A 25,733-nucleotide genomic window follows, 5' to 3' on the forward strand; every position below is an offset into this window, starting at 1 on the left:
GGATATAAATGCTTTCTGAATGGGGTACCGACTTGACTCAATCAGAACACTCGCACTTCTAAAGCGGTACTGTCACCATTCAACGGTTCTCAGCCGAGCGGGAAACGAAGTAGAGCTTTAATCTCCGCGATTAGCAACATGGGCTATAGTTCCAGTTGTTACTATAAATGAACATTGAGCGGTTCGAGTCCCATTTCGACCATCGTTGGTGCTGAGATAATCGCTACCGTTACATATGCTGCTGCCCCTAGCATTCCCAGCCCAAACAGGAGACTTGAGAACATCGCGAAGATTGCAACGAAGATCAGGATACCGGCTGCTAACCCAACCATCTGTACTGCAAACCCTTGGATAAATCCGGTGAGGTCAACGATGTTGATGAAGATGCGGCTTCAAGCTGAGTTAGAAGGGACGTTTTGTGTGGTACTGATTGTTATTCAACAAGCGTTGAACCGTTTCCCATCTACCTGTTCGTCTTTTACTTTGCGTTATTATCGGTAATCATGCTACCGATTGCTGTTATCTGTACAGTCGCTTGTAAAATATCTGGAGCCAATTTCTGAGTGGCTGCGGAGCCTACGCTCAGAATCAGCCTGTTTACCTTCCTCGTTCCTTTCATTTTCCTGTTCAACTCTGATTTAGCCGTGTGGCAAGGTTATCAGACCTGGATTACGTTTTTCTTCTCCCTCTCTGGAATAGTGTTCACTATCATGGGAATTATCGGTTACAATTTCGGTAGTCGCCTCTCGCTGATAGTGTGTATTTCGGACTGAGTTTTGTGATATCCTTTGCACCAGTGTCTGGATGCGTGGAGTCGTGTTCGCTACTTGGTGGCAGTCGAGCTGCAATCCAATTTTGATATCCTGCGACAGTACGTCCAACAGAACTCATCTCGGCCAAATAAATAGCTCGCTACGGACTATAGCGAGCAGTGACGTACCCACTTCGACACCCTCTGCGAATCAGCAAAGGTATTCGCGTGAAAAAACAAACACATTAGGAGAGTGCTCTACAGGGATATGCCTGACTTAGATACTAACCACTTAAATATCCAGACAGCCACTGTTACCATTATGGTAGAAGATAGCGTGTCAACTAATGTCGCTATTGTCGGTGCCGGTATGGCTGGCCTTGTCACGGCCGTCCAAGCATTGCGTCGAGGCGCTAATGTTATTCTCCTCGAAAAAGGTCACAGAGCAGGTGGAACAATGTATCTCTCTGGTGGTGCACTCTGGACGTACGAAACTGAGGAAGAAGCTCGCGAAGTGGCGCCGCATGGTGATGAGGACCTACAGCGAATCGTTATCAATTCGTTCGAAAATGGACTTGAGTGGCTGGAAGAAGATGTTGGGGCAACGCTGTCGACGCTTGAACCCGATGTCCCCGGAAAAGGAAAATCATTCGACCCACCCGAATTCACTCAGTTCATGGTCGATCGGATTGAGGATTTAGGGGGGACAATACATCTCGAAACCTCGATGAAAGAACTGCTTACAGCTAACACGGGTCGCGTCGTCGGCGTAGCTGCTATGAGTCCCAATGGAAAGCAGCTACGCGTCAAGGCAGAGAGCGTCGTCCTAGCGACCGGTGGGTTCCAAGGGAACGAACGACTCCTCGAACAACACATCACGACTCATACAGAGAATCTCTGGCTCCGGGCGAATCCGTGGAGCACTGGAGACGGCCTTCTCGCCGCACTTGATATCGGAGGGAAATCGACCCGCGGAATGAGCCACTTCTACGGCCACAACATGGCCGCACCGCCCGCAGATTTCGATACATCGCAGCTGGCGGATGCCACCCAGTACTACGGTCCACGTGGTATCACACTCAACACGGCTGGCGAACGCTTCACCGACGAGTCCGAGTCGTTTCTCGAAGAGACACTGGCCCAAGATACAGCAAAACAGGCCGATGGTCGGGGCTACCTCGTCATCGATCGAGATATTTACGAGATGAACTGGCACAATGAAACTGTGGGAGAGATGGTCGACCGAGCGGGGGCGTTCGGGGGCCGGACCGCCGAGTGCGAGGACCTCAACGAAATTCAGACCATACTGGATGAGTGGGGCGTCAACGGGCGCCGGGCAATCAAAACGCTCAGCCGATACAACAGGTGTGTCCAAATTGGCAAAACATCCAACCTAGCAGTGCCACGGGCCGACAACCGAGATCCGATCAACTCACCGCCCTTCTACGTCGTTGAGGTCCAACCTGGGATTACATTCACAATGGGAGGGCTTCACGTGAACGAACGGATGGAAGTCCTCCGGCGTACGACAAGCAGTTCCACGATTTCGCAGAATCCTATCGACGATAGGGATCAGATTTCCTGGCCGATCGGTGGTCTCTACGCTGCCGGCGTCGACATCGGAAACGTCAACGACAGACACTATATTGGCGGGCTCGCACTTGCACTCGCCTCCGGCCGAATCGTTGGCAAAAACGTCGCCTGAATTCGGGAGTGATGCTTCTTTTCGGATAAACTCGAAAACTCATGCAATCGGTTATCGTCGATCGGTTCAGAGACAATTCAGGAATAGTGGCACTGTCTAGTTCAGCACCTCCTCAGTCGGCGTTGGCCATTGAGCGCTTAATTCGGCTGATCGTGGTTAGAATGATGTCTAAAGCGTCTGAGCCAGTGGCGTGCGCTGGCTGGACTGCCCCGCCAGAAGGAGTGAAAAGCGGTCGATTCGCATCAAGACAGTCTGAAACCACTTTTCGACCTGTGCCATTTCGAGTACTTAAATCCGATCTCAGCCCGTTAGATTGAGATAGACGATGACAGAAGCAGTTCATTCTCGGACACAGCGTTCTTCGCATCAGACCTTCTCCGAGGGGTACAGTCAGTCACCGACGACCGCGAGCAAATTTTACTCGCTGTTCGACGAAGTCGACAGCGAGTTCATCGCCGAGCAGTTCGAAATCGGCAAGCACACTGCTAAGCACGAAGACGTCGATTTCGAGCAGGAGCTTTGATTCTGTGTCGATCGCAGCGCACAACCACTTCTTTTCGCCATCCCGTCACCACTGCTTGTTTCTCAGACTGTCCTCTAGGCAGTTCTGACCACCTCATCTCGTACATCTACAAGAAAGTTCGTGTCTTTCGATTCGTCGACAGTGCAGACGTGGTCTACCAACGGACTATCGCAAGAGAAGTTATTGAAGACTACGACCCGGCAATGATCTAAACTGTTGCTCACTTCCTGCAGTAGCTGTCGCTGTTTATAATCCATATAGAGATTGTCTATATTATCCCGTTAGATGTTTAAATACCCTCATATTTGTAAGAAACTTGCCCCATCACCACGGTATTCCCTACTTTTATGTTGACTGATGAAGAAGGATAAAGTGTGCCTCAAACTCCAATTGATGCGTATACGACATTTGCGCAACGAGATTTGTCCGGTCGTGAAGTGACAGAGGATACGTACCATATTTTTGCGAGAAGCGGGATTACCGTCTTCGAAACAGACGACGGCCTTGTACTCGTTGATACGGGAATATATAGTGAGTCTGCTGCAATGGCAGAGAAACTCCGTGATTTTTCTCAAGAGCCTATAGAGACAGTAATTCTCACTCATGGTCACATGGATCACGTATACGGTCTTGATGCGTATCTTCTTGATGGTCAAGATGAACCGACGATCATCGCTCACGAAAACATGGCAGATCGATTTGACCGATACGAACGGACGATAGGATATAACGAGGCGATCAACGCTCGTCAATACGGTGGGACAGCTTCGGTATATGGCCGTCTTGAGAACCTCGAAGACAGTCTATTCGGTTGGCCTGACCATCCACCGACAACATGGTATAAGGATGGGCTCACAATTAACGTCGGTGGCCTCACTTTAGAGATCCATCATGGAAAGGGCGAAACCGACGATCACACCTGGGTATACTGTCCCGAGCGTGATGTTCTCTGTTCGGGTGACCTATTCGCGAACGTTCCACCTAATGCTGGCAATCCGCAGAAAGTCCAGCGGTACCCCGAAGGGTGGGCGACGGCTCTGCGCGAAATGGCTACGAAGGAACCCCGGGTGCTATGTATGGGCCACTTCGCACCAATTGTGGATCAGCCTGAAGAAGTGAGTCACCGTATGCGGACAATCGCGAATTTTCTGGACACCTTAGTTGAGCGGACGTTGAACGAACTCAATAATGGTGCCCCACCACATACTGATATCGTTCACAGGGTTTCAATTCCAGAAGTGGATGAACCATGGTTCGAAGAGAAGTACCATGATACAGAGTTTATCATCCGGAATATCGTCCGGTACTATGGGGGCTGGTGGTCCGGCCGTCCCAGCGAACTCAAGCCAGCCAGTCGATCGGAACTGGCTACTGAAGTGGTAGCGTTAGCAGGCGGTACTGAAAACCTGCTTACGAGAATACAACAAAAGCTTGATCAGGGGGAAATAAAATTAGCATGTCACTTAGCCGATTATGCATTAGAAGCAGCTCCTGATGACAAATCAGTTCAGTCACTTACTGCAACAGTGTATTCTGAGCGCGCAGAGCAAGAAAAAGATGGTGTCTCGAAGAATATATTTACTGCAGCTTCGGAATACGCAGAGGATGGCCGCCCATTTTGTAGCCGGTAATAACTCAGCTACCCAATTCATTGTATCTCCTACACTGGGTGTCCGTCGTCAAGTCCTAATGGCCAAGTAGTGTTGATAAGCGACTAATGGAACGCTCGACCATCAGCAGCGTAATCTGCAGCTGATAAAAAGAGATTTGTTGCCATCAAACTATCTTCAAAGTCAGCCCTGGCCTCATATATAGTAATCGCAGCGGACTGCACTCTGTCATTTTCTGGCGCTGCCTCCAGTGCATAGTCGACAAGATGAGTTGCAAGACGAAACTCTTCATTGTCAAGAAGCGACAGTGCCCGTTCTGCCACCTCTACAGGCCCTCCGGCTAAAGAGGTGATTTCGGTCGCAAGTTCATCCCTCGCCGAAGGTTTCAACTCGCTTGGACGGCCGGACCACCAGCCGCTATACATCCTGATTACATTTCTGACAATGAACTCTGCCTCGTCATATTTCTCTTCTAACCACGGAGCATCAGTTTCTGGTGGTTCAACCTGTTGTACAATATCCACATGAGGTGGTGCGCCGTCATTAAGCAGATCGATTGTTTGTTCCACAATTGAATCGAGATACTTTGCGGTTTCCAACAACACATTTTGGATTTCGTTAGGTGAATCAACAAATACAGAACCGTGCCCTGGACACAGATGGCGGGGATCCTTTGCGGCCATCTCTTTCAAGGCCATTGCCCACTCTTTGGGGTACCGCTGGACTTTCTGCGGATTGCCTGCATTTGGTGCTTGGTTAATGATCAGGTCGCTACTACAGATAACTTCTCGTTCCGGACAGTATACCCAACTGTGCTCATTAGTTTCACCGCGAGCATGATATATTTGGAATGTGGCTTCCCCGACTCCAATACTTATGCCCTCTTCGTGAAGCGTATCAGGCGGTATGTCAGGTGTTCTATATGAAGTCTGTTCGTCAAATACTTCTTCCGTTACTTCATTCGTCCCACCAATTTGCCGGGCACTGCACGCCTCTTTTAGTCCCACTGTCCGCTCATACCTCTTGAAGCGGTCAAGAATATTCTCGTGAGCAATTACACGAGGCTGACTTTGATCCTCTTTGAGGAAATGTTTTAAGCCGTGGATGTGATCAATATGGCCGTGAGTGTAGATAGCTGTGTGAACCGGTTTGTCAGTGAACTCCCGAAGTGTTGACGCCATATCGGGAGCAGGGTTGAACCTTGATCCGCTGGACATTCCAGAATCAATTAAGACTAATCCATCATTGGTTTCGAAGGCGATTACGTTGCTTATATTCGACATGAAGTACGTCCCATCGGTAACTTCGACAGGGTCGTTAGACCACCCCAACATTTCATGAGACTTTTTGGCTTCGTCTTTCATACAGAAATGCATTGCTCTGGCCTCATTTATATCCTTGTACTGGAAGTGAGAAGTGCATATCGTCGGTCTCCCTTGTTAGAATGGTGAACGCTGGTTAACCACGACATAGACGAAAGATGGGCTGCTCAAGCCGAAACAGAAACGTACTGAATCAGTAATTTGTTTCCTGCTCGTGTGGCGTAGATTGTTGGTGAGTTAGAGCACAGTTTCAAGGGTGGTTTTGAATGCTTCTTCTCCCGTTTTCGTAAGACTCTGTGGCAGAGTTGAAACGCTCGCAAATACGGTCTAAGTATCTTCCCAACCGTTGAGTTGCTATAGTAACCGTTAGAATTATTTGCTTGTAGAGACATACAACAGATAGTGGATCATCTCGACGAGATCTCAGTCGAAGAGTTGCAAGATGCTCTCAACAACGTGGAGGGAAAGAAGCCGACACAACGGCTCTTACCGCAGTAGCGTACCAAAACGGCGTCACGCAGACTGAACTAGCCGAGTGGTACGGCGTGGAGCGACGGACGATCTATAGTTGGCTCAAGCGACTCGATACTGATGAGTCGCTTGAGCAGGCTGTTTCTGATGCTAATCGATCTGGGAGAAAACGGAAGCTCTCGGAAAAAGAGCAAGAACAGTTTGAAGCAACTATCCACGAATCTCCTGAGGAAGTTGGGTTCAACGCGCCGGCGTGGACGCCGGCGCTCGTCCAACAGTATCTTGACGAAACCTACGATGTCGAGTACTCGATCCCGAGTTGCCGGCGGCTGCTCAAAGAAGCGGGATTGAGCTATCAAAAACCATGCCGTACAGCCGTCGATTCCGATGCTGATGAGTAAGAAACGTTCCGCGAGGAGTTCAAAAAAAGCGGCGGGAGATGGACGCCACAGTAGTCTGTATCGATCAAACCAAGAAATCCGTGCAAGTCGAGCCGCGTGCCGCTTGGTTCCCCGCGGCACGCGGCCGTCTGTCGAATTATCCGGCCAACGCGACTGGACGTGTCTCTTGGGCGCGATCACCGAAGACGGTGATCGCTTTTTCGCTCGATTCGAAGAGTACGTAACCGCCGAACACGCCAAACATTTCATTCTTGCATTATGCAAAGAGTTCGAAGATGATTTGCTCATTGTGCTGGATGGAGCGCCGTATTTTCAGGCGTCGGCCGTCACGGACCTGGCGGCCCGTGACGACCTCGTCTTCATCACGTTACCGGCATACTCGTCAGAGCTAAATCCTGTCGAGGAGTGCTGGAGACAACTCCAAGCCGCTCTCAGCAACCGCTTCTTTGAGTCACTCGACGATCTTATAACGGCGATTGATACAGCTCTTGACCAGCTCTCTATACCAAAAGTGAGTGATCATTTCTAATCTCTACTATAGTTCTCCACTTCTTTGATTGACGGATACAGTCGGTGGAGTTGTGTCCGCGCATCCTCGTTTGTGAACTACAAGTCAACAGTAACATTCTGCTCGTTGAGTGTTCGTTCCCACGCAGCGACCTCCGACCGGAGGATCGCTGCATTCGCAATCCGGCGGTTGAGACACTGCGTCTGGATCGAACTCCAGACGAGTTCGGCCATGTTCAGCCAACTCCCGGCGTGGGCGGGTAGTAGAACTCAAACCGATCAAGATACTCGCGTGCTTGCTCTGGTGGGAAGAGCCGATAGAAGGCAGCTGGATTGTGAGTGTTGATATTGTCCAAGACGACCCGTATGTGGTCAGCATCCGGGTAGTCGTCAGCAATCGTTACCATGCAGTCGATCCACTCACACGTCCGCCTATGTTCCCTCACATAGAAACGACACTGGCCGGTCATCGGTTCAGTCGCCACGTGAAGCATACGTTTGCCGTTCCGTCCGTAGTGATGATCGCTTCGAGCGACCGCTCCCGGTGTTGCCGGGAGCGGGTCGTGGACATGCTTGCGCCGTTCTTTGCTAGACTCGTCGAAACAGATGACCGGACGAGTTTCGTCGTACGGTTCTTGGTACAGCGAGAGGAGCGTTCCATCCGATAGACGAACTCTGCGTTCTCTTTGGGTGGGATGAGTCAATACTCAGAGCGGTGTGGCTTCAGGTCGTTTTTTTAACCGCTATCGAACGGTTTCCTCGGAGATGGAGTCGAACTCGATCTCCTCAAGCGTGACAAGGCGGTCAGCAAGGAGTGCGTACGTCCAGCGAGACCGTCCTTCTGGTGGCTCTGAGCAGGCAAGAGCGACAAGGTGGGATTCGGTACGGTCATCGAGTTTTGGCGTATAGTCTCGGTGGGGTTTGCGGCGATGAATCGCCGCAATCCCTCGCTCGGCGTAGGCTCTACATGCATTGTAAACGGTTTTGGTGTGACAACCGACGTGCTCACTGGTTTGGGTATCAGTGAGCCCGTCGTCAGCCTTCAAGGATCTTTGCGCGGGTAATATCCTCAGCTCGGTGGGTACCTTTCGAGGTGAACGTCTCAAGTTCTTAGTGCTCCTCCTCAGACAGTTCAACAACGTGCTGCTTTCTGCTCCTTCCAGTAGATACGCGCTCAGAAGAGATAAACTAGCAACTCGACGGTTAGGACGGTACTAAGTTTGTCTTTGGAGACGCTTCCGTGCGGCAAGAGACACTGTTGCGCCAGCGACGCGTGACTCTCGTAGATGTTCTCGAGCAGTCCAAGGTACTCAGCGAGTACGTCGCTGGCGGTGTCGCCATCGGTGAGACGACGCACCGTCGAGGTGTATCACCTATTATTCATGAGTGGTAGAGGATAAATAAGTCTCTCTTCTTGCAGATCGGGGGATCGGTGTCCCCGTCGGCGGTCACGCAGACGAGGACCTCGAAAATGTCCTCTGGCTGGATTTCAGCGTTTTCTCCAAAGTCTATGGTGCGGTGAGAACGTTAATGAGTTGGTCTTCGTGGATTTCACTGTCCACTTGTTGCTGTTTGTTGGACACAACTCAGCAAGCGGACTTCTCGACTAAAGACTTTGTGAAGTACTGAATCTGGTCGCAATTGCAGGGCGCCGTATTTTGGCGAAGACGCAATAGAAGCCATTGATCTGTAGCGGTCGCTGCGTTTTATTTTCCACTCGATCGACGCCTCGATTCGTGACGGCGTGGCCACATCGACAGCTAGCAGCGAGTGCTGAAGGGACAAGCCGGTTCAATGTCCTGTAGACAGCTAACTGCTCGAGGGGGTGCTGTCGCCATCCAACGGGTTCGCAGTTGATCGAAAATCGAGTGGAGTGTTACTCTCTACGATTAGCAACGCGAGATAGTTTCACCATCCCTGCTGGACGGTTATGGTAGAACAGCACTGCAAGCAGAATGGCACTCAATATGAGCCGAACCGAATCTATCTGGACGAATAACACGGGGAAGCTAATGAAGAGATAAAGAATTCGTCTCCTCATTGGTACTTTCTCGTGGAAGTTGTAGCCAATAACCGAGATGAGAATAAAGACAAGCCCAAGAAGGGCAAAGCCAAACGTGATCCACGTCTGTGCTCCATCCCACTGTACCAGTTCCGTGTTAAACAGGAAGACAAACGGCACGAGGAACGTAAAACCACCAATTCGAAGCGTGGTCACTGCGGTTTCCCAGAAGTCAGCCTGGGCGATATTTGCAGTAATTGCACATATTACTGCAACGGGTGGTGTAATCGCAGATAAAATTGAGAAATAGAAGACGAACAGATGAACATTAAGCGGCTCGAGTCCCATTTCGATCAGCGTTGGCGCTGAGATGATTGCCACAGTCACGTATGCCGCTGCGCCTGGCATTCCCAGCCCAAACAGGAGACTCGAGAGCATCGCGAGGATTGCAACGAAGATCAGGATACCTCCTGCTAACCCAACCATCTGTACTGCAAACCGTTGCGTGAATCCGGAAAGGTCAATGATGTTGATGAAGACCCCTAGTGAACCCATGACGATGGAGATCGGTGCCAGATTGACAACGCCGATCTTTGAACCCTCGAGGGTTCGATTAAACCATTCTTGGAACGTATCTAGCGTGATCCCACCGAGGAATATATCTCTACTAATCGTCGCGAGTAACAGCGCAACCGTACTGTAGAGTCCAGCATAAAGAGGGTCGTACTGGAGAACGAGGAGCGTATGGATAAGAACTACCACCGAAATAATATACGGTGCAGGGACAGTCAACCGAGAGAGCGTGCCCATTTTTCTGGCTTCGTTTAACTCTTCGAACTCGTTCGTTGTACTTGGTGAGGTTTCGGTGTCAGTCTCGGAATCTGTGCGGGTCTCCTCAATACAGTCATTCATTTCGATAGGGTCTACAGTATCAAATGCCCAGTCATGCTTATTAGATAAGAACAATATTGCGAAGAACAACGGAATATAGAACAAAAGTGCGGGAATCAAGCCTGCTTGAACGACTTGGAAGTACGGGACACCGACAATGTCTGCCATTAGAAACGAGGCAGTTCCCATAACCGGTGGCATGATCTGGCTACCAGTACTGGCCATGGATTCAATGCCAGCAGCTTCTCGACTACTGATACCTTGCTGTTTCATAAAGGGGATCGTGAACGAGCCAGTTGTGGCCGCGTTTGCAGCAGAACTTCCAGTCAATGAACCGATGAAAGCGCTCGTAATAACTGCGACGTTCGCGACACCCGTTTGTGATCGTTCCGCAACTTGTTTTCCAATTGAAATGAGGTAGTCCATCCCTCCATGACCTTCGAATAACCCTGCAAACAGAATAAATATTGCAACCCAAGTTGCTCCGATTTGGAGGATAAACCCGTAGAGGCCATTGAGGCCGATTGTGTTGGTGAAAATAATGCTTTCAGTGGTCATTCCGGGATGGTTAAGAATTCCAGGAAGATATGGCCCTGTTAATCCAAAAACGATACCGCTTGCTAACGCCAACCCGAATGCTCTACCAAATGCTCGCCAAGTACCATGAAGTACGATAAGTATCAATAGGCCACCAACAAACAAATCAGTAGTCGAGTATATGAGCAGAGGCGAGGCTTCATTTAGCCACCGATCATAGGAGAAATACACATATATTGTGGCAGCAATTAAACTGCTTAGCATAATTGCTGTAATTTTATTTTGGAACGACTCCTTTTTACTTGTTGGTGAAATATTGTACGTGTGGAGATAGAATACTGTTCCTAACAGACCGAGGTGAATGTTTGCATGAGGAATTCGGTCCATTGGAATAGCATATGCATAGTACATATGCCATACCACAGTGATCAGTCCTACTGCGTAAATAAGTCGTTCTACCGTACGTTGGTTGATTGTTTTATTTATCACTTTCATTTTCTAAATACTAATAAAGAGTTGTGGTCACGAATCTACAGGCCCTGTTCCTGGTAGAGTTCGGCAGCGCCGGGATGTTGATCGATTCCAGTACCCTGACGTTCATGATCACCCATCATTTCGATTCCTTCAAGCCATATTTGGGCTGTTGCGTGACTTTCCGCGATTCCTTCAACTTGCTCCCAAACAGCGTCAACGAAAGCATAGATGAGATCCTCATCAGTAGTCTCTGCTGCATAGAGATTATAGGGTTCCTCAGTCCACGGTAATTCATCGTACTGGGACACCATTTCTTGCTGATCTTCGGTTTGATGTGTGGTATCTGTCGAGAGTGTCGTGAGCTGGAACCTATCGCTGTCTTCAATTCCTGTGGTGTAGGTATCAGTTGGTTCTACAAGCGAGATATCGTCAATTGAGTATAACTCTTCAGCCCAAGCAGCAATAGTTGATCCATCAGTCCGGGGGACCATAGCAACGTCAAGCCGGCCACTATCGAGCCCTTGTGCCAATTCCGTCCAAGGGATAGACGGCATTTCTATATCAATCTCCCCATAGATTTCCTCAAATAGATTTGTGTAAAAGTAGTTGACATCACCACCGCCAGGACCGACACCGAGAGTGGAACCCTCCAAGTCATCCGTCGTCTCAATACCGGAATCATCTCTTGCATAGTAGACCCCCCCGTTGAATTGGTAGAAATTCAAAACTGATTCGAGTTGATGCTTTGCCGTAGTTCCTCCATACTGTCCAAGATCTTCGTTCCGGTCAAAAGCAACCGTAAATGAACCGACTGCCATATCATATTCACCCTGAGCGGTCTGCTGTATGCCTTGCATCGATGGAACAGGTGAAATTTCGACGTCTACGTCATCAGTATAATCATTTACCTCAGCTGCGATGGCTTGCATCGCTTGATACAAAGCTGACGCTGAATCTCCTCCAGCCACAGTCAGTTGGTTTTCTGCTCCTGTCCCAGTACCTCCAAAACACCCTGCAACACTAATCGACCCAATCGTTGCTAAGCCCGTCAGTGCCTCACGCCTTGTTGGCATACCACCCCCGACATGCTCTATTCTCTTAATACTTTGGCCACTCGTCACTCGAATAACGTAGACTGAACCGAGGAAGGCTACATACTACCGGTCTGCACGAACTGATGTGTGTTTACCGCAGTGATCAAACCAGTATGCTACATACGGTAAACAACACAGTACCACTGATAACCCTGAAAAGAGCCGCTAGTGTTATCACATCCGAACTTATTTGCTATAGCCACAGCAACTCAGAGGTACGTAAATGAGTCGAACATACGATGACTCCGATCAGGCAGTGGAGCTAGCGAACCGAACCCGAGAATTCATCCGCCAAGAGGTAATCCCCGTCGAACAGGAACTCTTACTCGGTGGCAATGAAGTCTCTCAGGAGGTTATTGACGACCTCCGGGATAAGGCCCGTGACACAGGTGTGTACGCACCACAGGTGTCCGAAGAATACGGCGGACTCGGATTGTCCTTCCGGGATGCGATGACAGCGTACGAACAGGCTGGACAAAGCCTCTTGGGGCCACCATCCATTCGCGTCGATGGCCCGGACGAGGGGAACATGCATACACTCGAGATGGCAGGAACCGAAACGCAGAAAGACCGGTGGCTTCGTCCGCTCGTGGACGGTAAGATTCGGTCGGCCTTCTCGATGACAGAGCCAATGCAGGGTGGTGGCTCCGATCCGAAAATGATCCAGACAACTGCGGAAAAGGACGGTGACGAGTGGATTATCAACGGGCACAAGTGGTGGACATCACAAGGCACTGAATCAGACGTTCTGTTCGTAATGGCTCGGACTGACCTCGAGGCCCATCCCTATGAGGGGTGCTCGTTTTTCATCGTCCCTACAGAGACGCCAGGCGTCGAAATCCAGCGCGACGTCCCACACATGAGCGGTAATGGATGGGGTGTGAGCCACGCAGAGATCATCTACGATAACGTCCGTATTCCCGAATCAAACCTGCTTGGTGAACGCGACGAAGGATTCAGTCTCGCCCAGCAACGACTCGGTCCTGCAAGACTGACTCACTGTATGCGGTTTTCTGGAACGGCCGAGCGAGCACTCGAGACGGCAAAGGCATACGTGGCTGAACGGCGGTCCTTCGGGGAACCGCTGGCAGACAAGCAGGTGATCCGTCACGAACTTGCTGATGCAGAAACCAAACTTCACGCTGTTCGAACGATGGTCCGCAACGCTGCAAGCCGGATCGCAGACGGGGAGGAGGCCCGAACCGAGGTTTCGATGTGCAAAGTATTCGCAGCGAATACCGTCAATGAAATCGTCGATACGGCGATGCAGTACTGTGGTGCAAACGCGATCGGGCGCGATCTACCGTTGTCGTACCTCTATGAAAACGCGCGTGTATTCAGGTTCGTCGATGGCGCAGATGAGGTTCACCGGCGAACCATCGCAAAGGACATTATGGACGACTACGATCCAGCCATGATAGATACCGTGACGCGGTTCCAACAGTAACCAATGGCTCTGTGTCGGCTGTTTCAGTAGCGTGTTGAACACAGAAGCAGATACCGACGTTTCTATATTGTCCCTCACAGCTCTCGAACACGACTTGGCGACGAAATTGGAGCTATGAAGGAATTTCAGCGAAGGTATTAAGAGCGAGAGTAACCGTATAACGGTCATGAGCGACCACGAGGCAACTAGCCTAGTCGATCCTGCAGCCCTGAAACAGTACCTCGAGAATACGGTATCAGAAAGGACCGAAGAGACGTTTCATATTGACCGTCATCAAGAAGGACATTCGAACGAGACGTTTTTTATTACGTGGGGGGACCGTGATTTAGTGCTTCGTCGCCCACCCCACGGTGAGACCGCTGACTCCGCCCACGAGGTCCTGCGAGAGTACCGGATCATGAGTTGTTTACAAGAAACCGACGTTCCCGTTCCAAACACAGTGGCTGCGTGCGATGATCCGTCTGTAATCGGAGCGGAGTTTTATCTGATGGACCAGTTGAAGGGCGACGTTATCCACGAAGAAGAAGTTCCACGATTTCAGAAACCAGAGCACCGAAAGGCAAAGGCGGACGAACTGATTCGGACGCTTGGCGATATTCATATGCTCGACTACGAAGCTGCGGGACTCGGTGATCTCGGTCATCCGGACGGCTTCACGCAACGACAAGTAACGAGGTGGACCGACCAACTCGAGTGGGCCTTCGAACGAACGGAGGAGGTACGAGAGATTCCGGCGCTCAAAACGGTTGGATCATGGCTCGAGGACAACATTCCTAATCAGCCGAATCCCAGTCTCGTCCACGGTGATTATCAGATAGACAACGTCATGTTCGCCGAGGGAACGCCCCCGGAGATCACTGCTGTCTTTGATTGGGAGATGAGTACGGTCGGAGATCCTCTTACCGACTTAGGATACTTCCTCGCATATTGGGCAGATCCTGACGATCAGAGTGAGTACTCGGATCTCATGCCGACGTTTACCCTCAATGACGGCTACCCCACTCGCCGCGAGATGGCTGCGATGTACGAAGAGTATACCGGTATCGAATTCACAAACGAGCAGTTTTACCGAGCACTCGGCGTGTACAAGGTCGCCGGTGCCTGTGAGATGTTTTACGCACGCTACCTCACAGAAGGTGGTGACAATCCACTTTATCCACAGATGGAAGAGATGGTTCCTGTCATCGCCGCTCGAGCGTTACGCATCACTAACGGAGAAGAGCCGCTGTGAGCCAGCATCTGCTGGGAGATGGCCAACCTATCGATAAACCCAGCTTCTGTGTTGCAACTGGCCACGTTGGAAAAGGATTCGTGGAAGGACTATAGTAACAACTGAAACTACTCACACACCGATCGCAACGCCCGGCAGCGGGTCACGTCGGTTTCCGTCTGTTCACGGCTATCTGCGGCGCAACGTACCGCGAATTCGGGATAATGAAGCAGGCTCACCGTACCTGTTCGCATGGGTCGCAAGATCTTGATCTCGGCTATTCGCTCGTCCGCTGTTCTCATTTCACCTGGTCACGGACCACGTTGCTCCCCGTTCGTATTGCCGTGGTTCTCACTTCGTTCGTTCCGAACCGCGCTTCTGTTGGGCAGTCGGGTGTACACTGACTGTCACTGACGACAGTATCTGATAGTCACCTCGTGATGAGACAGACCGGTTACGATAGTTGAGAGAGTACTGAGTCGCTGAACCGCTCGAGTTGGGTAATTTGATCGTCGGGGTCGCCGCTCGTAAACGCGAGATCGAACTGCGTAACACCAACATCACGAAACGCTTGGATATCTTCGATGATCTTTGCCGGTTCACCCATAAGGGGACGATCGGGTGTGGTTTCTCCCCTTGTTGCGACGTAAAATGGGCGCGAGACCCCGACTGCAGGTTCGCCATCCCGGTTGTAATCATCCCACGCATTCAGTGCCCGACTTCGAAGCGACGAAATTTCATCAGGACTCTCCCAAACGACGACGAATCCATCGGCAAACTCCGCGGTTCGTCGGAGTGAAGCGCCGGACGTTCCGCCGATCCAGACCGACGGGCCATCCTTACGCTCAGGAGCAGGGCGGAATCCTGTTTTGTCAAACGAGTACGTTTGTCCGTCGTAGGCGAATTCGGGAGTATTACAGGCAGTAGTGAAAATCTCGAGGAAGTCATCAAGTCGAGCACCACGTTCCTCAAACGGAACGTTGAGCACATCGAATTCGGTCTCGAGCCAGCCCGGTGCGACACCAACATCGACGCGGCCGTTTGAGAGCGCATTGACGGTGAAAATCTCGTTCGTCAGTTCTACAGGGTTGTGCAACGGTGCGATACACATACTCGTTTTCAGGCCGATATCGTCGGTTACAGCCGCTAAGAACGAGAGAACTTCGAAGGTCGTGTAGGTATTTTCACCGATGTCGAAGTGAGCTGGTGGCTCACCGGAGGGGCTAAACGGTGATTCGGACATCTCTTCAGGAAACGTTATGTGTTCACCGACGGTGAGGCTGTCGAAGCCAGTATCTTCCGCTGTCGTTGCAACCCGCCGAAAGGTCTCCGGACTGGCGTGTTCACCCATCGTACGAACTGTCGGCATGAAATCCATGGTATTTCTTTGCACATACTACTCTGTTCGCCGGTTCCAGTTAAAATTACCTCCGCAGTTCGTTCTCCTGGACGAACTCCGAATAACTCTTCGTCGCACCGTCACATCGCTTGGTCAGACTTCAGGTGGTTCTTCAACTGTTGGAATTCCTTCTGCAGTAATCGTTTCGCCGTTGATGTACGACGAGGCAGGGCTAGCGAGAAACTGTGCAATATCAGCGATTTCCTCTGGATGGCCGAAGTGCCGGTCGACTTGGGTCCGATCGGGTTCTTCTCTGGCCTCGAGTCCCATCTGTGTTTTAACACCTTCTGTTGCGACAAGTCCCGGTGAGATACAGTTAACACGGATGTTATCATCTGTCCATTCGTATCCGAGCGTTCTGGTGAGATTGATAACGCCTGCCTTGGCAGCGCCATAGTGACTCATCGTCGGGGCACCGTATTCGCCACCGAGGCTTGCAAGATTGATTACGACACCACCGTCCGTTTCCTGCATATACTCGTTTGCAATCTGAGAGCACTGAAAAACGCCGTGTAAATTGATGTCGACGATGGTTTTCCAGCCATTTTCGCTAATATCAGCAAAACCCGACATAAAACCGGCTCCAGCATTGTTGACGAGGATATCGAGACGTCCAAACTGGTCGACAGTCTGCTCAACGAGTTTTCGAACCGACGATCGGTCAGTAACGTCACACTTGATAGCAACCGCTGACCCATCGGCCGGCCCAGCGTTGATATCGTCGGCGACCCTTTCAATATCGTCTGCCGTCCGAGAGCAAACAACCGTATTTGCACCAGCTTTGGCATACCGGTGTGCGATTGCTTTGCCGATACCTGTAGACGCACCAGTAACAATTGCAGTCTGCCCATCTAAGCTAAATCTACCAGCCATGCTATTTTCTCCATCTGACTAATGGCCAGTCCCCGTCTTAAAGGTCACTGTTGCTATAGTTAGTAAGATTATACTATGTGGTATCGATATCTCACGCTATCCGCGGCCACCATCAGGTGCTAATAACTTACACACGACGAAACCAATACTAACGGCTCGGTCAACTTCGTCTATATGAGCGAGAGTACCTGAACTCGAAGGACCCAACTCGGGAACCACCAGATCAGTCGGGTTGCAAAATCATGCCTGAAACGCGTTAAGCGTGGTAACCAACATACGACAACATAGTTGTACTTCGAATCGGTAGAAAGAGTTAATTTGCTGGGTTTTGAAGTGATTACCTATGACCAAGGGTATAATTGATACAGTTGTCCATCAATGGACTGTCGACTATGCTGATATGGCCGAGTTGATCCCACAACAGGAGTGGCAGCGAAAACTCGAGATTAAGTCACAAGTGATCGATCCAGGGTCGGGAACGCTCGTGCCTACCACACCATGGCATCACGCGTTTTGGAACGAGGACGCGCCAGAATACGAGGACACCGATCTCTCTGAGTTGGCCGAGCAGTACTCCGATCCGGAGTTTTACGAAGAGAAACTGGCAGCGAACAACGTTGAGACTGCCTTGTTGACCGGGCACGAAATGCGGTTCCTGCCCGGAAACCTCGAGCCAGCGTACAAGGCTTCGCTCGCGTCTGCGTACAACGAACTCCTCAAGCGTGACTGGGTTGGGCCATCATCCCGAATGAAAGGATGTGTGCTAGTTTCGGCCAGCGATCCCGAGAAGGCTGTCGAGGAAATAGAGAAATACGCCAACGATCCGGATATGGTCTCAGTCCTGTTGTATAGCGGCGTCGAACTCCCACTTGGACACGAGTACTATCATCCGATATACGAAGCAGCTGCAGACGCCGACATGCCAGTGATGATCCACTCGTCGGGACACGTAATTTCCCGGCAGACTTCAATGGATAAACCGCGTCACTTTGCGACCTATGACACGTTATTGCCTCAGAACCACATGGCAAACTTCGTCAACATGGTGTTTAATGGTGTGTTCGACGACTATCCAGATCTGGAGGTGATCTGGGCGGGTGAGGGAGCCGAGTGGTCTTTGCATATTGGTTGGCGTGCTACACGCTATTATCGAAACATCGAGCCAGAAGTGCCACGCGTTTTGGAGAAAGAACCGCATCTGTACCGAAACAACTGTTACTTCACGACCTACCCACTGACTGCACAGGAGACGGGATCCATCGCCGATTATTATGAAATGATCGGAACAGAGAATCTCCTGTATGGCTCCGGCTATCCGCTCTGGAACGGCGACGAACCGACCGACTTTGACGACTTTGATGAAGACTTGCGCGATCAGATTCTGAGAGAAAACGCGAAAACGGTGTTTGACCTGTAGCATTGGAAATAGCAGGTTGGGAATCGACGATTGCCATACGTAGTCACTCTACTGACCGACCTCAAGATTTCTTCTCGATCGATCAGCTTCTGATTCGAGCGTGAGTCCCGTACTTAGCTGTAGGTGATGTTGAGTTCAATCTTGTTTTTGACTTCGAGCATTTTGTTTGCTATATCGTTCTCGAAGGTCTCAATATCTTTATTAGCAGCCGTATACGAACTGATTGCTCCGAGCAATTCGTTGGTAGATTTGTCGACGACTGGGGTGGCAATCCCGTACATTCCCTCAATACCCTCCTCGTTGTCGAGTGCGTAGCCCCGGTCCCTGATCGTTGTGAGTGTACGTTGTAGGTTGGCTTCGTCTGTGATCGTCTGGTCTGTAACCGGTGGAAGCCCGCGGCGCTCTAAAATCGTCTCGATGCGCTCGGGGTCAGATTTTGCCAGTAACGCCTTGCCGGGAGCGCTGGCGTGCATCATCGTCTTCTGTCCCAGTGATCCAATCAGTGGGCCACTTTCTTGACCCTCTGCAGTGTAGATGTACACACCGTATCCGTTCTCTTCAATCATCAAACTCGCGTGACGGTTGGTTTCCATCGAGAGCTTGTTGAGATGGGGTTTTGAATACGTGTATATCGAAGAAGAAAGACGCATCTGATCACCAAGTTCTAATAGTCGGCTACCAAGCTGATACTCTTCCCCCCGTTTAACGACGTTGCCGATAGCTTCCAGTGTATAGAGATGGTCAAAAGTCGTACTCAGAGGGTACTCAAGGTGAGTAGACAACTCTTCCGCTGTCGCACCATCTAACTTCACTAATGCGTCGAGAATCGCCGCTGATTTTTGAACTGCCTTGATTTTCATTTCTCGATCGGGTATATCCATGTATACATGTACCATCCGTCAGGGTTTGTATGTTCCGGTATTATCGTAGACAGATCAGCGGGGCCGATCTCAGAGAAAAAAGATTCCTCCCTGAGTTAACCGCAGGACGGCACCAACTTCTCCGTATCAAATCATGTGGTGAAACAGGAATGATTACCAGAGATTGTCCCTAGACGCTACATAGCGCTACGATATCGTCGTAATAGGATTAGGTACGGGACACTAACAACTGATTTGGACCATTGAATCCACAAGATGGGAACAGTGTGACTACTCGTTGCTAGTCGATCAGACAAAACGAACGCGTGAACGCTCTTATCTAAGAGAGGTATTATTTACAACCATACTGTTGTAATGGTTAGCGCTAACGTTGTTCAGTAGTGCTGCTATCCATGCTACAGTATAGTCGGACGATATCATACTGCAGAACGTATTTTGACATTGTCGGAACAAAATATGGATATGCCCCATAGCATGATATTCTCTGAAATACTATAAGAGCCAGACAGCAAAATATACACGGGGAGCTTGTTGCCGTCATACGATCCACAGCCTCGTGTCCCTCTAGTGCCCGTACTGCCGGTCTAAGTTGGTGATCAAGTACGGGCAGCTATCGAGTGCATCACAGGTATCGCTGTAGGTATGGTGGACGCGTCTTCAACAACATTACCGACAACAAGAACGCGATAGATGTCTTCGACATCTAATTCCACTCTCCGGCATATAGTTTGCAGATGATCTTCAACCTGATGTGTCTTGCTACTCCCTTTCACGACGGATCTCCGCACTCCGTTCACCACGCTTCAACACTGTCGATACTCTCGTCCCGGTACACGTCTCCTGACGAAGACATCCGTCGAACACTACCCCCGGGACGGGAGGATGCGGGTCTCGTCAAACGGATTGAACACCCAGGAGCGTCGTATCCGGGCGACCTCATGTTGGTGCACTACTGGTCGTCTCCTGCACTGTCCCGATCACGGAGCGCCTCTCTGCGGATTTTTCCGGTCGTCGTACGTGGGAGATTCTCGACGAATTCGATTTCTCTCGGATATTCGTACTTCGCGAGTTGATCTTTGACGTGTCGCTGTATTCCCTCGGCAAGTACGTCGGATGGCGCGTAGTCATCGTTCAGCGTGACGAACGCCTTGGGGATCTCCCCCCTGACGTCGTCCGGGACGCCGACGACGCCGGCATCGGCAACCGCGTCATGGCTGCCGACGGCGTCTTCGATTTCCTCTGGACCGAGACGGTACCCAGAACTGATGATGACGTCGTCCATTCGACCGCGAAACGAGACGTAGCCGTCTTCGTCGTATGTCCCCAGGTCGCCGGTGTGGAGCCACCCGGATCGGATCGTCTCGGCAGTTGCGCCTGGCTGGTTCCAGTACTCTTTCATACAGCCCGGATCACCGCGACAGCGGACCGCGATCTCTCCCACGGTGTTCGGCGCTACCGGATCCCCGGTCTCGGAGTCGACGATTCGCACCTTTCGTCCGGGGACAGGTCGTCCGATCGTCCCTTTTTTCGACTCCATCAGGGCCTCGCACTCAATGATGATCGGGTTCATCTCCGTCTGACCGTATCCCTCGTGAACGACGGCACCGTCGAAGACCCGTTCCGCCCAGTCAGCGACGCGCTGACCCAGCGATTCTCCACCACTAGTGAGAACGCGAACGCTGTCGACGTCGTATCGCTCGTCAGGAGCGTCGACTTGCATCATCATCCGCAAGGCGGTCGGGGGGATGAACACGTTCGAGACGTCATATCGCTCGAGTAGTTCGAAGACTCGCTCGGCGTCGAACTGACCATCGTAGGCGACGACCGGCTGCCCTTGGAACCACGGATATAGAAAGCTCTTGAGGGTCGCGATCCACCCCCAGCCACCGACGCCCCAGTACACGTCCGAATCGCGGACCTCCATGTTCGAGAACAGCGGCACGTCGGCCGGGAGATTGCCGAGCAACCACTGGTGCCCGTGGAGGACCCCTTTCGGATCACCGCTCGTGCCGCTGGTGTACGCGAGGAGTGCGCCGTCGTCTGGTTCGGTCGCTACCGTGTCGAACGATCCGGACGCGGCAGCCAGTTCATCTCTGAAATCCGCCTCACCTGCACCGGGGTCTTCGACGTCCACGGTAAGAACGTGCGACACATCGGGGCAATCGCCGCGGACTGTTCGGAGCGGTTCGATAACTGAATCGTGGACAATGACGCCCTTCGCGCCGCTGTCTGCAAGCCGGTATCGGAGGGCGTCGGGGCCGAAGAGGGTGCTGAGCGGGATCGAGATTGCCCCTAGCTTCCACGCGGCGAGGTGCCCGACGGCGTTCTCGAAGACCGGTGGAGCTGCGACCGCGATTCGGTCGCCACGTTCGAATCCCTGCGCGAAGAGGTGGTTGGCCAGTTCGTTCGCGGCCGTCTGCAATTCACGGAACGTGTACGTGGCCTGATCGCCCTCTTCATCTTCGTAATAGAGTGCTACGGTTGACGGATTGGACGCCCAGCGGTCACAGACGTACGCCGCCATGTTAAACGTCTCCGGGAGCTCCCATTCGAACGCGTCGTCCAGCTCCTCGTAACTATCCCACTGCTGCTCGTGGAGGTTGTACGCGTCCAGCCGCTTCACCGATTCCATATCAACGGATTGACGAACAGTAGGTAAAAGCTTTTGGTAGCTGTCCGGTGATCTGGATTTCGAGTAGAATTGTGCCATGAAATTGGACCGTCGAGCACGGGAGAAGTGTTCGCAAACCTATTTCCGAAGTGGTTGTCTCTCCGGTGCTGTCGTTTGCGTGCTGCGGAATACTCGGACGAAAACTAGACGACGCCGATACCGTCGACGGCGAGGTCGATGACCACCACCGATGCCGACTCAGGTGACGCCGATGTACGCATCGCGTACGTACTCGTTGTTCTTGAACTCGTCGGCAGTTCCAGAGAGCTCGATGGTGCCCGTTTCGAGTAGGTAGAGTCGCTCTGCATGCCGCATGGCGAACGACGAGTTCTGCTCGGCCAGCAGGATCGATAACCCCTCCGATCGGAGTTCCTCCATCGCGTCGCTGATATCGTCGATGATAATAGGAGCCAGACCCTGTGTCGGCTCGTCAAGCATCAACAGTTCGGGGTCGCTCATCAACGCACGTCCGATCGCGAGCATCTGTTGTTCACCGCCGCTCATCGTGTTCGCTTCTTGTTCACGACGCTCGTTGAGTCGAGGGAAAAGATCGTACACGTACTCGAGTCGCTGCCGAGTCTCGGCTTCTCCCTGGAGATGCGCCCCCATCAGGAGGTTCTCGTGAACGGTGAAGAACGGAAACAGGTCGCGGTCCTCCGAGCAGTGGATCACGCCATACTCGACGATCTCCCGTTCGGACAGATCCGAGAGTTCGTTGCCGTTGAACCTAACCGTTCCATCGTAGTCGAGGACGCCGCTAATCGCGTTGAGCATTGTTGTCTTCCCGGCACCGTTCGGACCGATAACGCTCACGATCTCGCCACGGTCGACGGTGATCGAAACGTCGTCGATTGCCCGGACGCGATCGTAGTAGACGTTCATGCCGTCGATCTCAAAGAAGGGGCTCGATGACATTCACACACCCCCGGTTTCTCCAGCGAGGTACGCCCGTTGAACGGAATCGTTGCTCGTGATCTCCGTCGGTGTCCCGGACGCAAGCAGTTGTCCGTCGTTTAATACGACTACTCTGTCGACGAGTGCCATCAATCCGTGCATGTTGTGATCAACCACGACGATAGTCGTTCCATCCTCTCGAAGACTGTTGATATGTGAAGAGAGTGTCCTGATCTCCGCCCGGTTCATTCCTGCGAACGGTTCGTCGAGTAGTAGGGTGTTCGGTTCGGTAGCGAGAGCCTTCGCGATTTCGAGTCGACGTCTGTCGGCATGGGACATTGATCCGGGGAGCATATCGAGTTTCTCCTCGAGGTCGACGCGAGCCGCAATCGCTTGGATTTCCTCGTCGTCGGCACCTCCGCGGAACGATAATCCGCTATTTGGCAGCGTGAAGATTCGGATGTTCTCCCTAGCAGTCATAGACGCAATCGGGTTCGACTCCTGAGAGACGCGTGCGAGTCCGAGATTCACTATTTCATGAGTTCTCCAGTCGGTTATCTCCTCGCCCCCGAAGGTGACGCTACCCCCACTCGGTTCGTGATTTCCCATGATACAGTTGAAGACCGTCGTCTTCCCGGCTCCGTTCGGTCCGATGAATCCCAGTATTTCTCCCTCGAGTACCTCGAACGACAGCGAATCGACGGCGACGAGCCCGCCGAAGTTCTTTGTGAGCTCATCGACCGTCAGCACCGGACCGGTCACTCGCTGTCACCTCCGAACTCACCAAGTACGTCCCAGATCTTCGTGAACAGCCCGTCGGGAAATTTGAAGAAGATGACCAGAACGATCGTCCAGAGGACAATGTAGCGGACGTGCGAACCAAGCGGACCCAGTAGGATCTCGTCACGGAGCATGATGAACAAGAACGCGCCCCCGATCGGACCGAGGATGGTACTCATACCGCCGATGACGGCCATCGCAATGAGTTCGATGTTACGCCCGACTGCTAACACGGTTCCTGGGTCGACTAATCCGTAGAAGTGCGCGATCAGCACGCCACCGATCCCCATCGGAACTGCGCTGTACGTGAACGCCCACAGCTTAAACTTCGTCGTGTCGAGACCAGCGGACTCCACCGCTGCTTCGTTCTCGTTAATCGCTTTGAACACGGTCCCAACGTTCGATTGACTGACCGCCAGTAGACCGGCAGCGATCAGCAGCATGGGAACGAACGAGATGTAGAACAGTTCGGTGGGATCGTACGTGATCGAACCGATATTCAGTCCGAACTCTCCGCCCGTGTAGTCATTGAACATGTACACCAACCGAATGCTAACGAGAACTATCACTAGCGTGATGAGCGAGAAGTACGGTCCTTTGAGTCGGAGAGACGGAAACGCGAATACATACCCCGCAAGGACCGCCATGAGGACCGAAACTGGGAACGTTACCATGATCGATAACTCCGGGTCGACATGTGTCAGTAACAGTGCTGTGGTGTAGGCGGCTGTGCCGGAGATGAACGTGTGGCCGAAGCTCATATATCCCGTGTAGCCGCTCAATATGCTCCACCCCATGGCGAAGATAGCCCAGATGCAAGCCAGACTGAGACTATAAGTGTAAGGCCCCGCCCAGAACGGCACCGTCGATATGGCACCGAACGCGACGACGATCACTGCGATCTGATAGCCGTTCGCATTGAATCTATCGAGCCAGTTCATACCGTCCTCGTCGTGATCAGTAGTTTCGCATTCATTCGAGTGCATTATTACTCACCCGCCCCCTCAAGTAGTTCACGACCGTACAGCCCCTCTGGCATGAAGAGTAGGATGCCAATTAGCACGAGGAGTGCTCCGATACTTCGCATCTCCGGCCCTCCGATCTCTATCGCTATCGTCTCGAGATAGCCGATCAGGTAGGCACCTACTATCGATCCTTTTATACTTCCGAGCCCGCCAACGACGACGATGATGAACGCGATGACGAGCGGGTTGAGCCACATGGTCGGACTGGTCTGGATCGTCGATCCGAGAAAGACACCGCCGAGACCGGCGAGTCCCCCTGCGATCAGCCACGTTTCGACCTTTACTCGTCCGATATTAACACCCGTAAACTTGGCACCCCGCTCCGACATCGATAGTGCTAGTATTGCCCGTCCTCGTTGCGTTTCCGTTACGTAATACCAGACCGCAACCAGGGCAATCCAGGACACGACAAAAGCAAACATCTGGTTGTATCTGACCCTATTACCGAAGATAATCGCCGAGCCGGAAACGATTGGCTCGAGGATCGTCGGCTCGTTCGAGAACTGAAAGATCATGATCTCCTCGAGGATCAACGCGAGCATCATCGTAACCAGAAAGACAGAGGTCATGTTCTCCTCAATGTAGCGGACGATCCCGTAGTAGATGGCTGTCGAAACGACAGCGGCAACGACAATCGCGGCGACCAGTCCACCGAAGGGCGTGAGGAGTGAAGAGGTGTACAGGAAGGCGTACGCACCGATCATGAGGAGTGCTCCGTGCGCGAGGTTTAACACGTTCCCAACGCCGAAAATCAGCGCGAACCCGATCGCGATGAGTGCGTAAACCGCACTGATGAGAGCACCGTTCAGGAGGATGGAGAAGACATCTACCATGGATTACCAACCCCT

19 protein-coding genes and 2 pseudogenes are annotated in these 25,733 nt (G+C 51.9%); 6 read left to right on the top strand and 15 right to left on the bottom strand.

The annotated features are described in order from the left end of the window. Positions 1–1,073 precede the first annotated feature (1,073 nt). A complete protein-coding gene (locus tag ACSFC7_RS25495; RefSeq protein ID WP_436348060.1) occupies positions 1,074–2,456 on the top strand; it encodes an FAD-dependent oxidoreductase in 1,383 nt (460 codons plus the stop codon). A gap of 96 nt (positions 2,457–2,552) precedes the next feature. On the opposite strand, the pseudogene ACSFC7_RS25500 reads toward ACSFC7_RS25495, so the two are convergent. Next, positions 2,553–3,021, bottom strand: a pseudogene (locus tag ACSFC7_RS25500) (hypothetical protein); the annotation flags it as partial. A gap of 332 nt (positions 3,022–3,353) precedes the next feature. Between ACSFC7_RS25500 and ACSFC7_RS25505 the strand changes: the two are divergent. Continuing rightward, positions 3,354–4,610 carry an alkyl sulfatase dimerization domain-containing protein gene (locus tag ACSFC7_RS25505; RefSeq protein WP_436348061.1) on the top strand — a complete coding sequence of 419 codons (1,257 nt, stop codon included), beginning with the start codon at positions 3,354–3,356 and terminating at the stop codon, positions 4,608–4,610. Between the two features lie 83 nt (positions 4,611–4,693). Here ACSFC7_RS25505 and ACSFC7_RS25510 read toward each other — a convergent pair whose 3' ends face one another. Next, on the bottom strand, positions 4,694–5,953 hold the full coding sequence (locus ACSFC7_RS25510; protein ID WP_436348062.1) for an alkyl sulfatase dimerization domain-containing protein: 1,260 nt from the start codon (positions 5,951–5,953) through the stop codon (positions 4,694–4,696). Between the two features lie 360 nt (positions 5,954–6,313). On the opposite strand from ACSFC7_RS25510, the pseudogene ACSFC7_RS25515 reads away from it, so the two are divergent. Further along, positions 6,314–7,312: pseudogene (locus ACSFC7_RS25515) on the top strand (IS630 family transposase). Positions 7,313–7,526: 214 nt separating this feature from the next. Here the strand turns inward: ACSFC7_RS25515 and ACSFC7_RS25520 are convergent. The 5 genes from ACSFC7_RS25520 to ACSFC7_RS25540 form a co-directional block, all read right to left on the bottom strand. Next, positions 7,527–7,994, bottom strand: coding sequence for a transposase (locus ACSFC7_RS25520; protein ID WP_436348064.1), 468 nt, complete (start codon positions 7,992–7,994; stop codon positions 7,527–7,529). A 39-nt stretch (positions 7,995–8,033) separates the two neighbouring features. Beyond that, positions 8,034–8,429 carry a helix-turn-helix domain-containing protein gene (locus ACSFC7_RS25525; RefSeq protein ID WP_436348065.1) on the bottom strand — a complete coding sequence of 132 codons (396 nt, stop codon included), beginning with the start codon at positions 8,427–8,429 and terminating at the stop codon, positions 8,034–8,036. Positions 8,430–8,464: 35 nt separating this feature from the next. Further along, complete coding sequence (locus ACSFC7_RS25530; RefSeq protein WP_436348066.1) at positions 8,465–8,647, bottom strand: hypothetical protein; 183 nt, start codon at positions 8,645–8,647, stop codon at positions 8,465–8,467. Positions 8,648–9,166: 519 nt separating this feature from the next. Then, complete coding sequence (locus ACSFC7_RS25535) at positions 9,167–11,215, bottom strand: TRAP transporter permease (RefSeq protein ID WP_436348067.1); 2,049 nt, start codon at positions 11,213–11,215, stop codon at positions 9,167–9,169. 35 nt (positions 11,216–11,250) lie between these two features. Continuing rightward, positions 11,251–12,267 (bottom strand): TAXI family TRAP transporter solute-binding subunit, encoded by a 1,017-nt coding sequence (locus tag ACSFC7_RS25540; protein WP_436348068.1) that lies wholly within the window; start codon positions 12,265–12,267, stop codon positions 11,251–11,253. Positions 12,268–12,511: 244 nt separating this feature from the next. Between ACSFC7_RS25540 and ACSFC7_RS25545 the strand changes: the two genes are divergently transcribed. Continuing rightward, complete coding sequence (locus ACSFC7_RS25545) at positions 12,512–13,735, top strand: acyl-CoA dehydrogenase family protein (RefSeq protein ID WP_436348070.1); 1,224 nt, start codon at positions 12,512–12,514, stop codon at positions 13,733–13,735. Between the two features lie 166 nt (positions 13,736–13,901). Next, positions 13,902–14,966 (top strand): phosphotransferase family protein, encoded by a 1,065-nt coding sequence (locus ACSFC7_RS25550; RefSeq protein ID WP_436348072.1) that lies wholly within the window; start codon positions 13,902–13,904, stop codon positions 14,964–14,966. Positions 14,967–15,399: 433 nt separating this feature from the next. Here the strand turns inward: ACSFC7_RS25550 and ACSFC7_RS25555 are convergent, their stop codons facing one another. Both ACSFC7_RS25555 and ACSFC7_RS25560 read right to left on the bottom strand, forming a co-directional pair. Further along, the gene (locus ACSFC7_RS25555; protein ID WP_436348074.1) at positions 15,400–16,296 is read right to left on the bottom strand and encodes a TIGR03619 family F420-dependent LLM class oxidoreductase; all 897 of its coding nucleotides are present in this window, start codon (positions 16,294–16,296) and stop codon (positions 15,400–15,402) included. Between the two features lie 141 nt (positions 16,297–16,437). Continuing rightward, a complete protein-coding gene (locus ACSFC7_RS25560; RefSeq protein ID WP_436348076.1) occupies positions 16,438–17,217 on the bottom strand; it encodes an SDR family NAD(P)-dependent oxidoreductase in 780 nt (259 codons plus the stop codon). Between the two features lie 343 nt (positions 17,218–17,560). Between ACSFC7_RS25560 and ACSFC7_RS25565 the strand changes: the two genes are divergently transcribed. Beyond that, complete coding sequence (locus ACSFC7_RS25565) at positions 17,561–18,634, top strand: amidohydrolase family protein (RefSeq protein WP_436348078.1); 1,074 nt, start codon at positions 17,561–17,563, stop codon at positions 18,632–18,634. A gap of 113 nt (positions 18,635–18,747) precedes the next feature. Here ACSFC7_RS25565 and ACSFC7_RS25570 read toward each other — a convergent pair whose 3' ends face one another. From ACSFC7_RS25570 to ACSFC7_RS25595, 6 genes are all read right to left on the bottom strand, one after another. Then, entirely contained in the window at positions 18,748–19,515 is a 768-nt protein-coding gene (locus ACSFC7_RS25570) for an IclR family transcriptional regulator (RefSeq protein WP_436348079.1), read from the bottom strand. Between the two features lie 949 nt (positions 19,516–20,464). Next, the gene (locus ACSFC7_RS25575; protein WP_436348080.1) at positions 20,465–22,147 is read right to left on the bottom strand and encodes an acyl-CoA synthetase; all 1,683 of its coding nucleotides are present in this window, start codon (positions 22,145–22,147) and stop codon (positions 20,465–20,467) included. A 237-nt stretch (positions 22,148–22,384) separates the two neighbouring features. Then, complete coding sequence (locus ACSFC7_RS25580) at positions 22,385–23,101, bottom strand: ABC transporter ATP-binding protein (protein ID WP_436348081.1); 717 nt, start codon at positions 23,099–23,101, stop codon at positions 22,385–22,387. Further along, positions 23,102–23,842: an ABC transporter ATP-binding protein gene (locus tag ACSFC7_RS25585; RefSeq protein ID WP_436348082.1), complete on the bottom strand. Its 741-nt coding sequence runs from the start codon at positions 23,840–23,842 to the stop codon at positions 23,102–23,104. Next, positions 23,839–24,801 carry a branched-chain amino acid ABC transporter permease gene (locus ACSFC7_RS25590; protein WP_436348083.1) on the bottom strand — a complete coding sequence of 321 codons (963 nt, stop codon included), beginning with the start codon at positions 24,799–24,801 and terminating at the stop codon, positions 23,839–23,841. The genes ACSFC7_RS25585 and ACSFC7_RS25590 overlap by 4 nt, the downstream gene beginning before the upstream one ends. 47 nt (positions 24,802–24,848) lie before the next feature. Beyond that, entirely contained in the window at positions 24,849–25,718 is an 870-nt protein-coding gene (locus tag ACSFC7_RS25595; RefSeq protein ID WP_436348085.1) for a branched-chain amino acid ABC transporter permease, read from the bottom strand. Between the last annotated feature and the right edge of the window lie 15 nt (positions 25,719–25,733).

The sequence above is a fragment of the Natronorubrum halobium genome, assembly GCF_051351675.1.
Classification (GTDB): domain Archaea; phylum Halobacteriota; class Halobacteria; order Halobacteriales; family Natrialbaceae; genus Natronorubrum.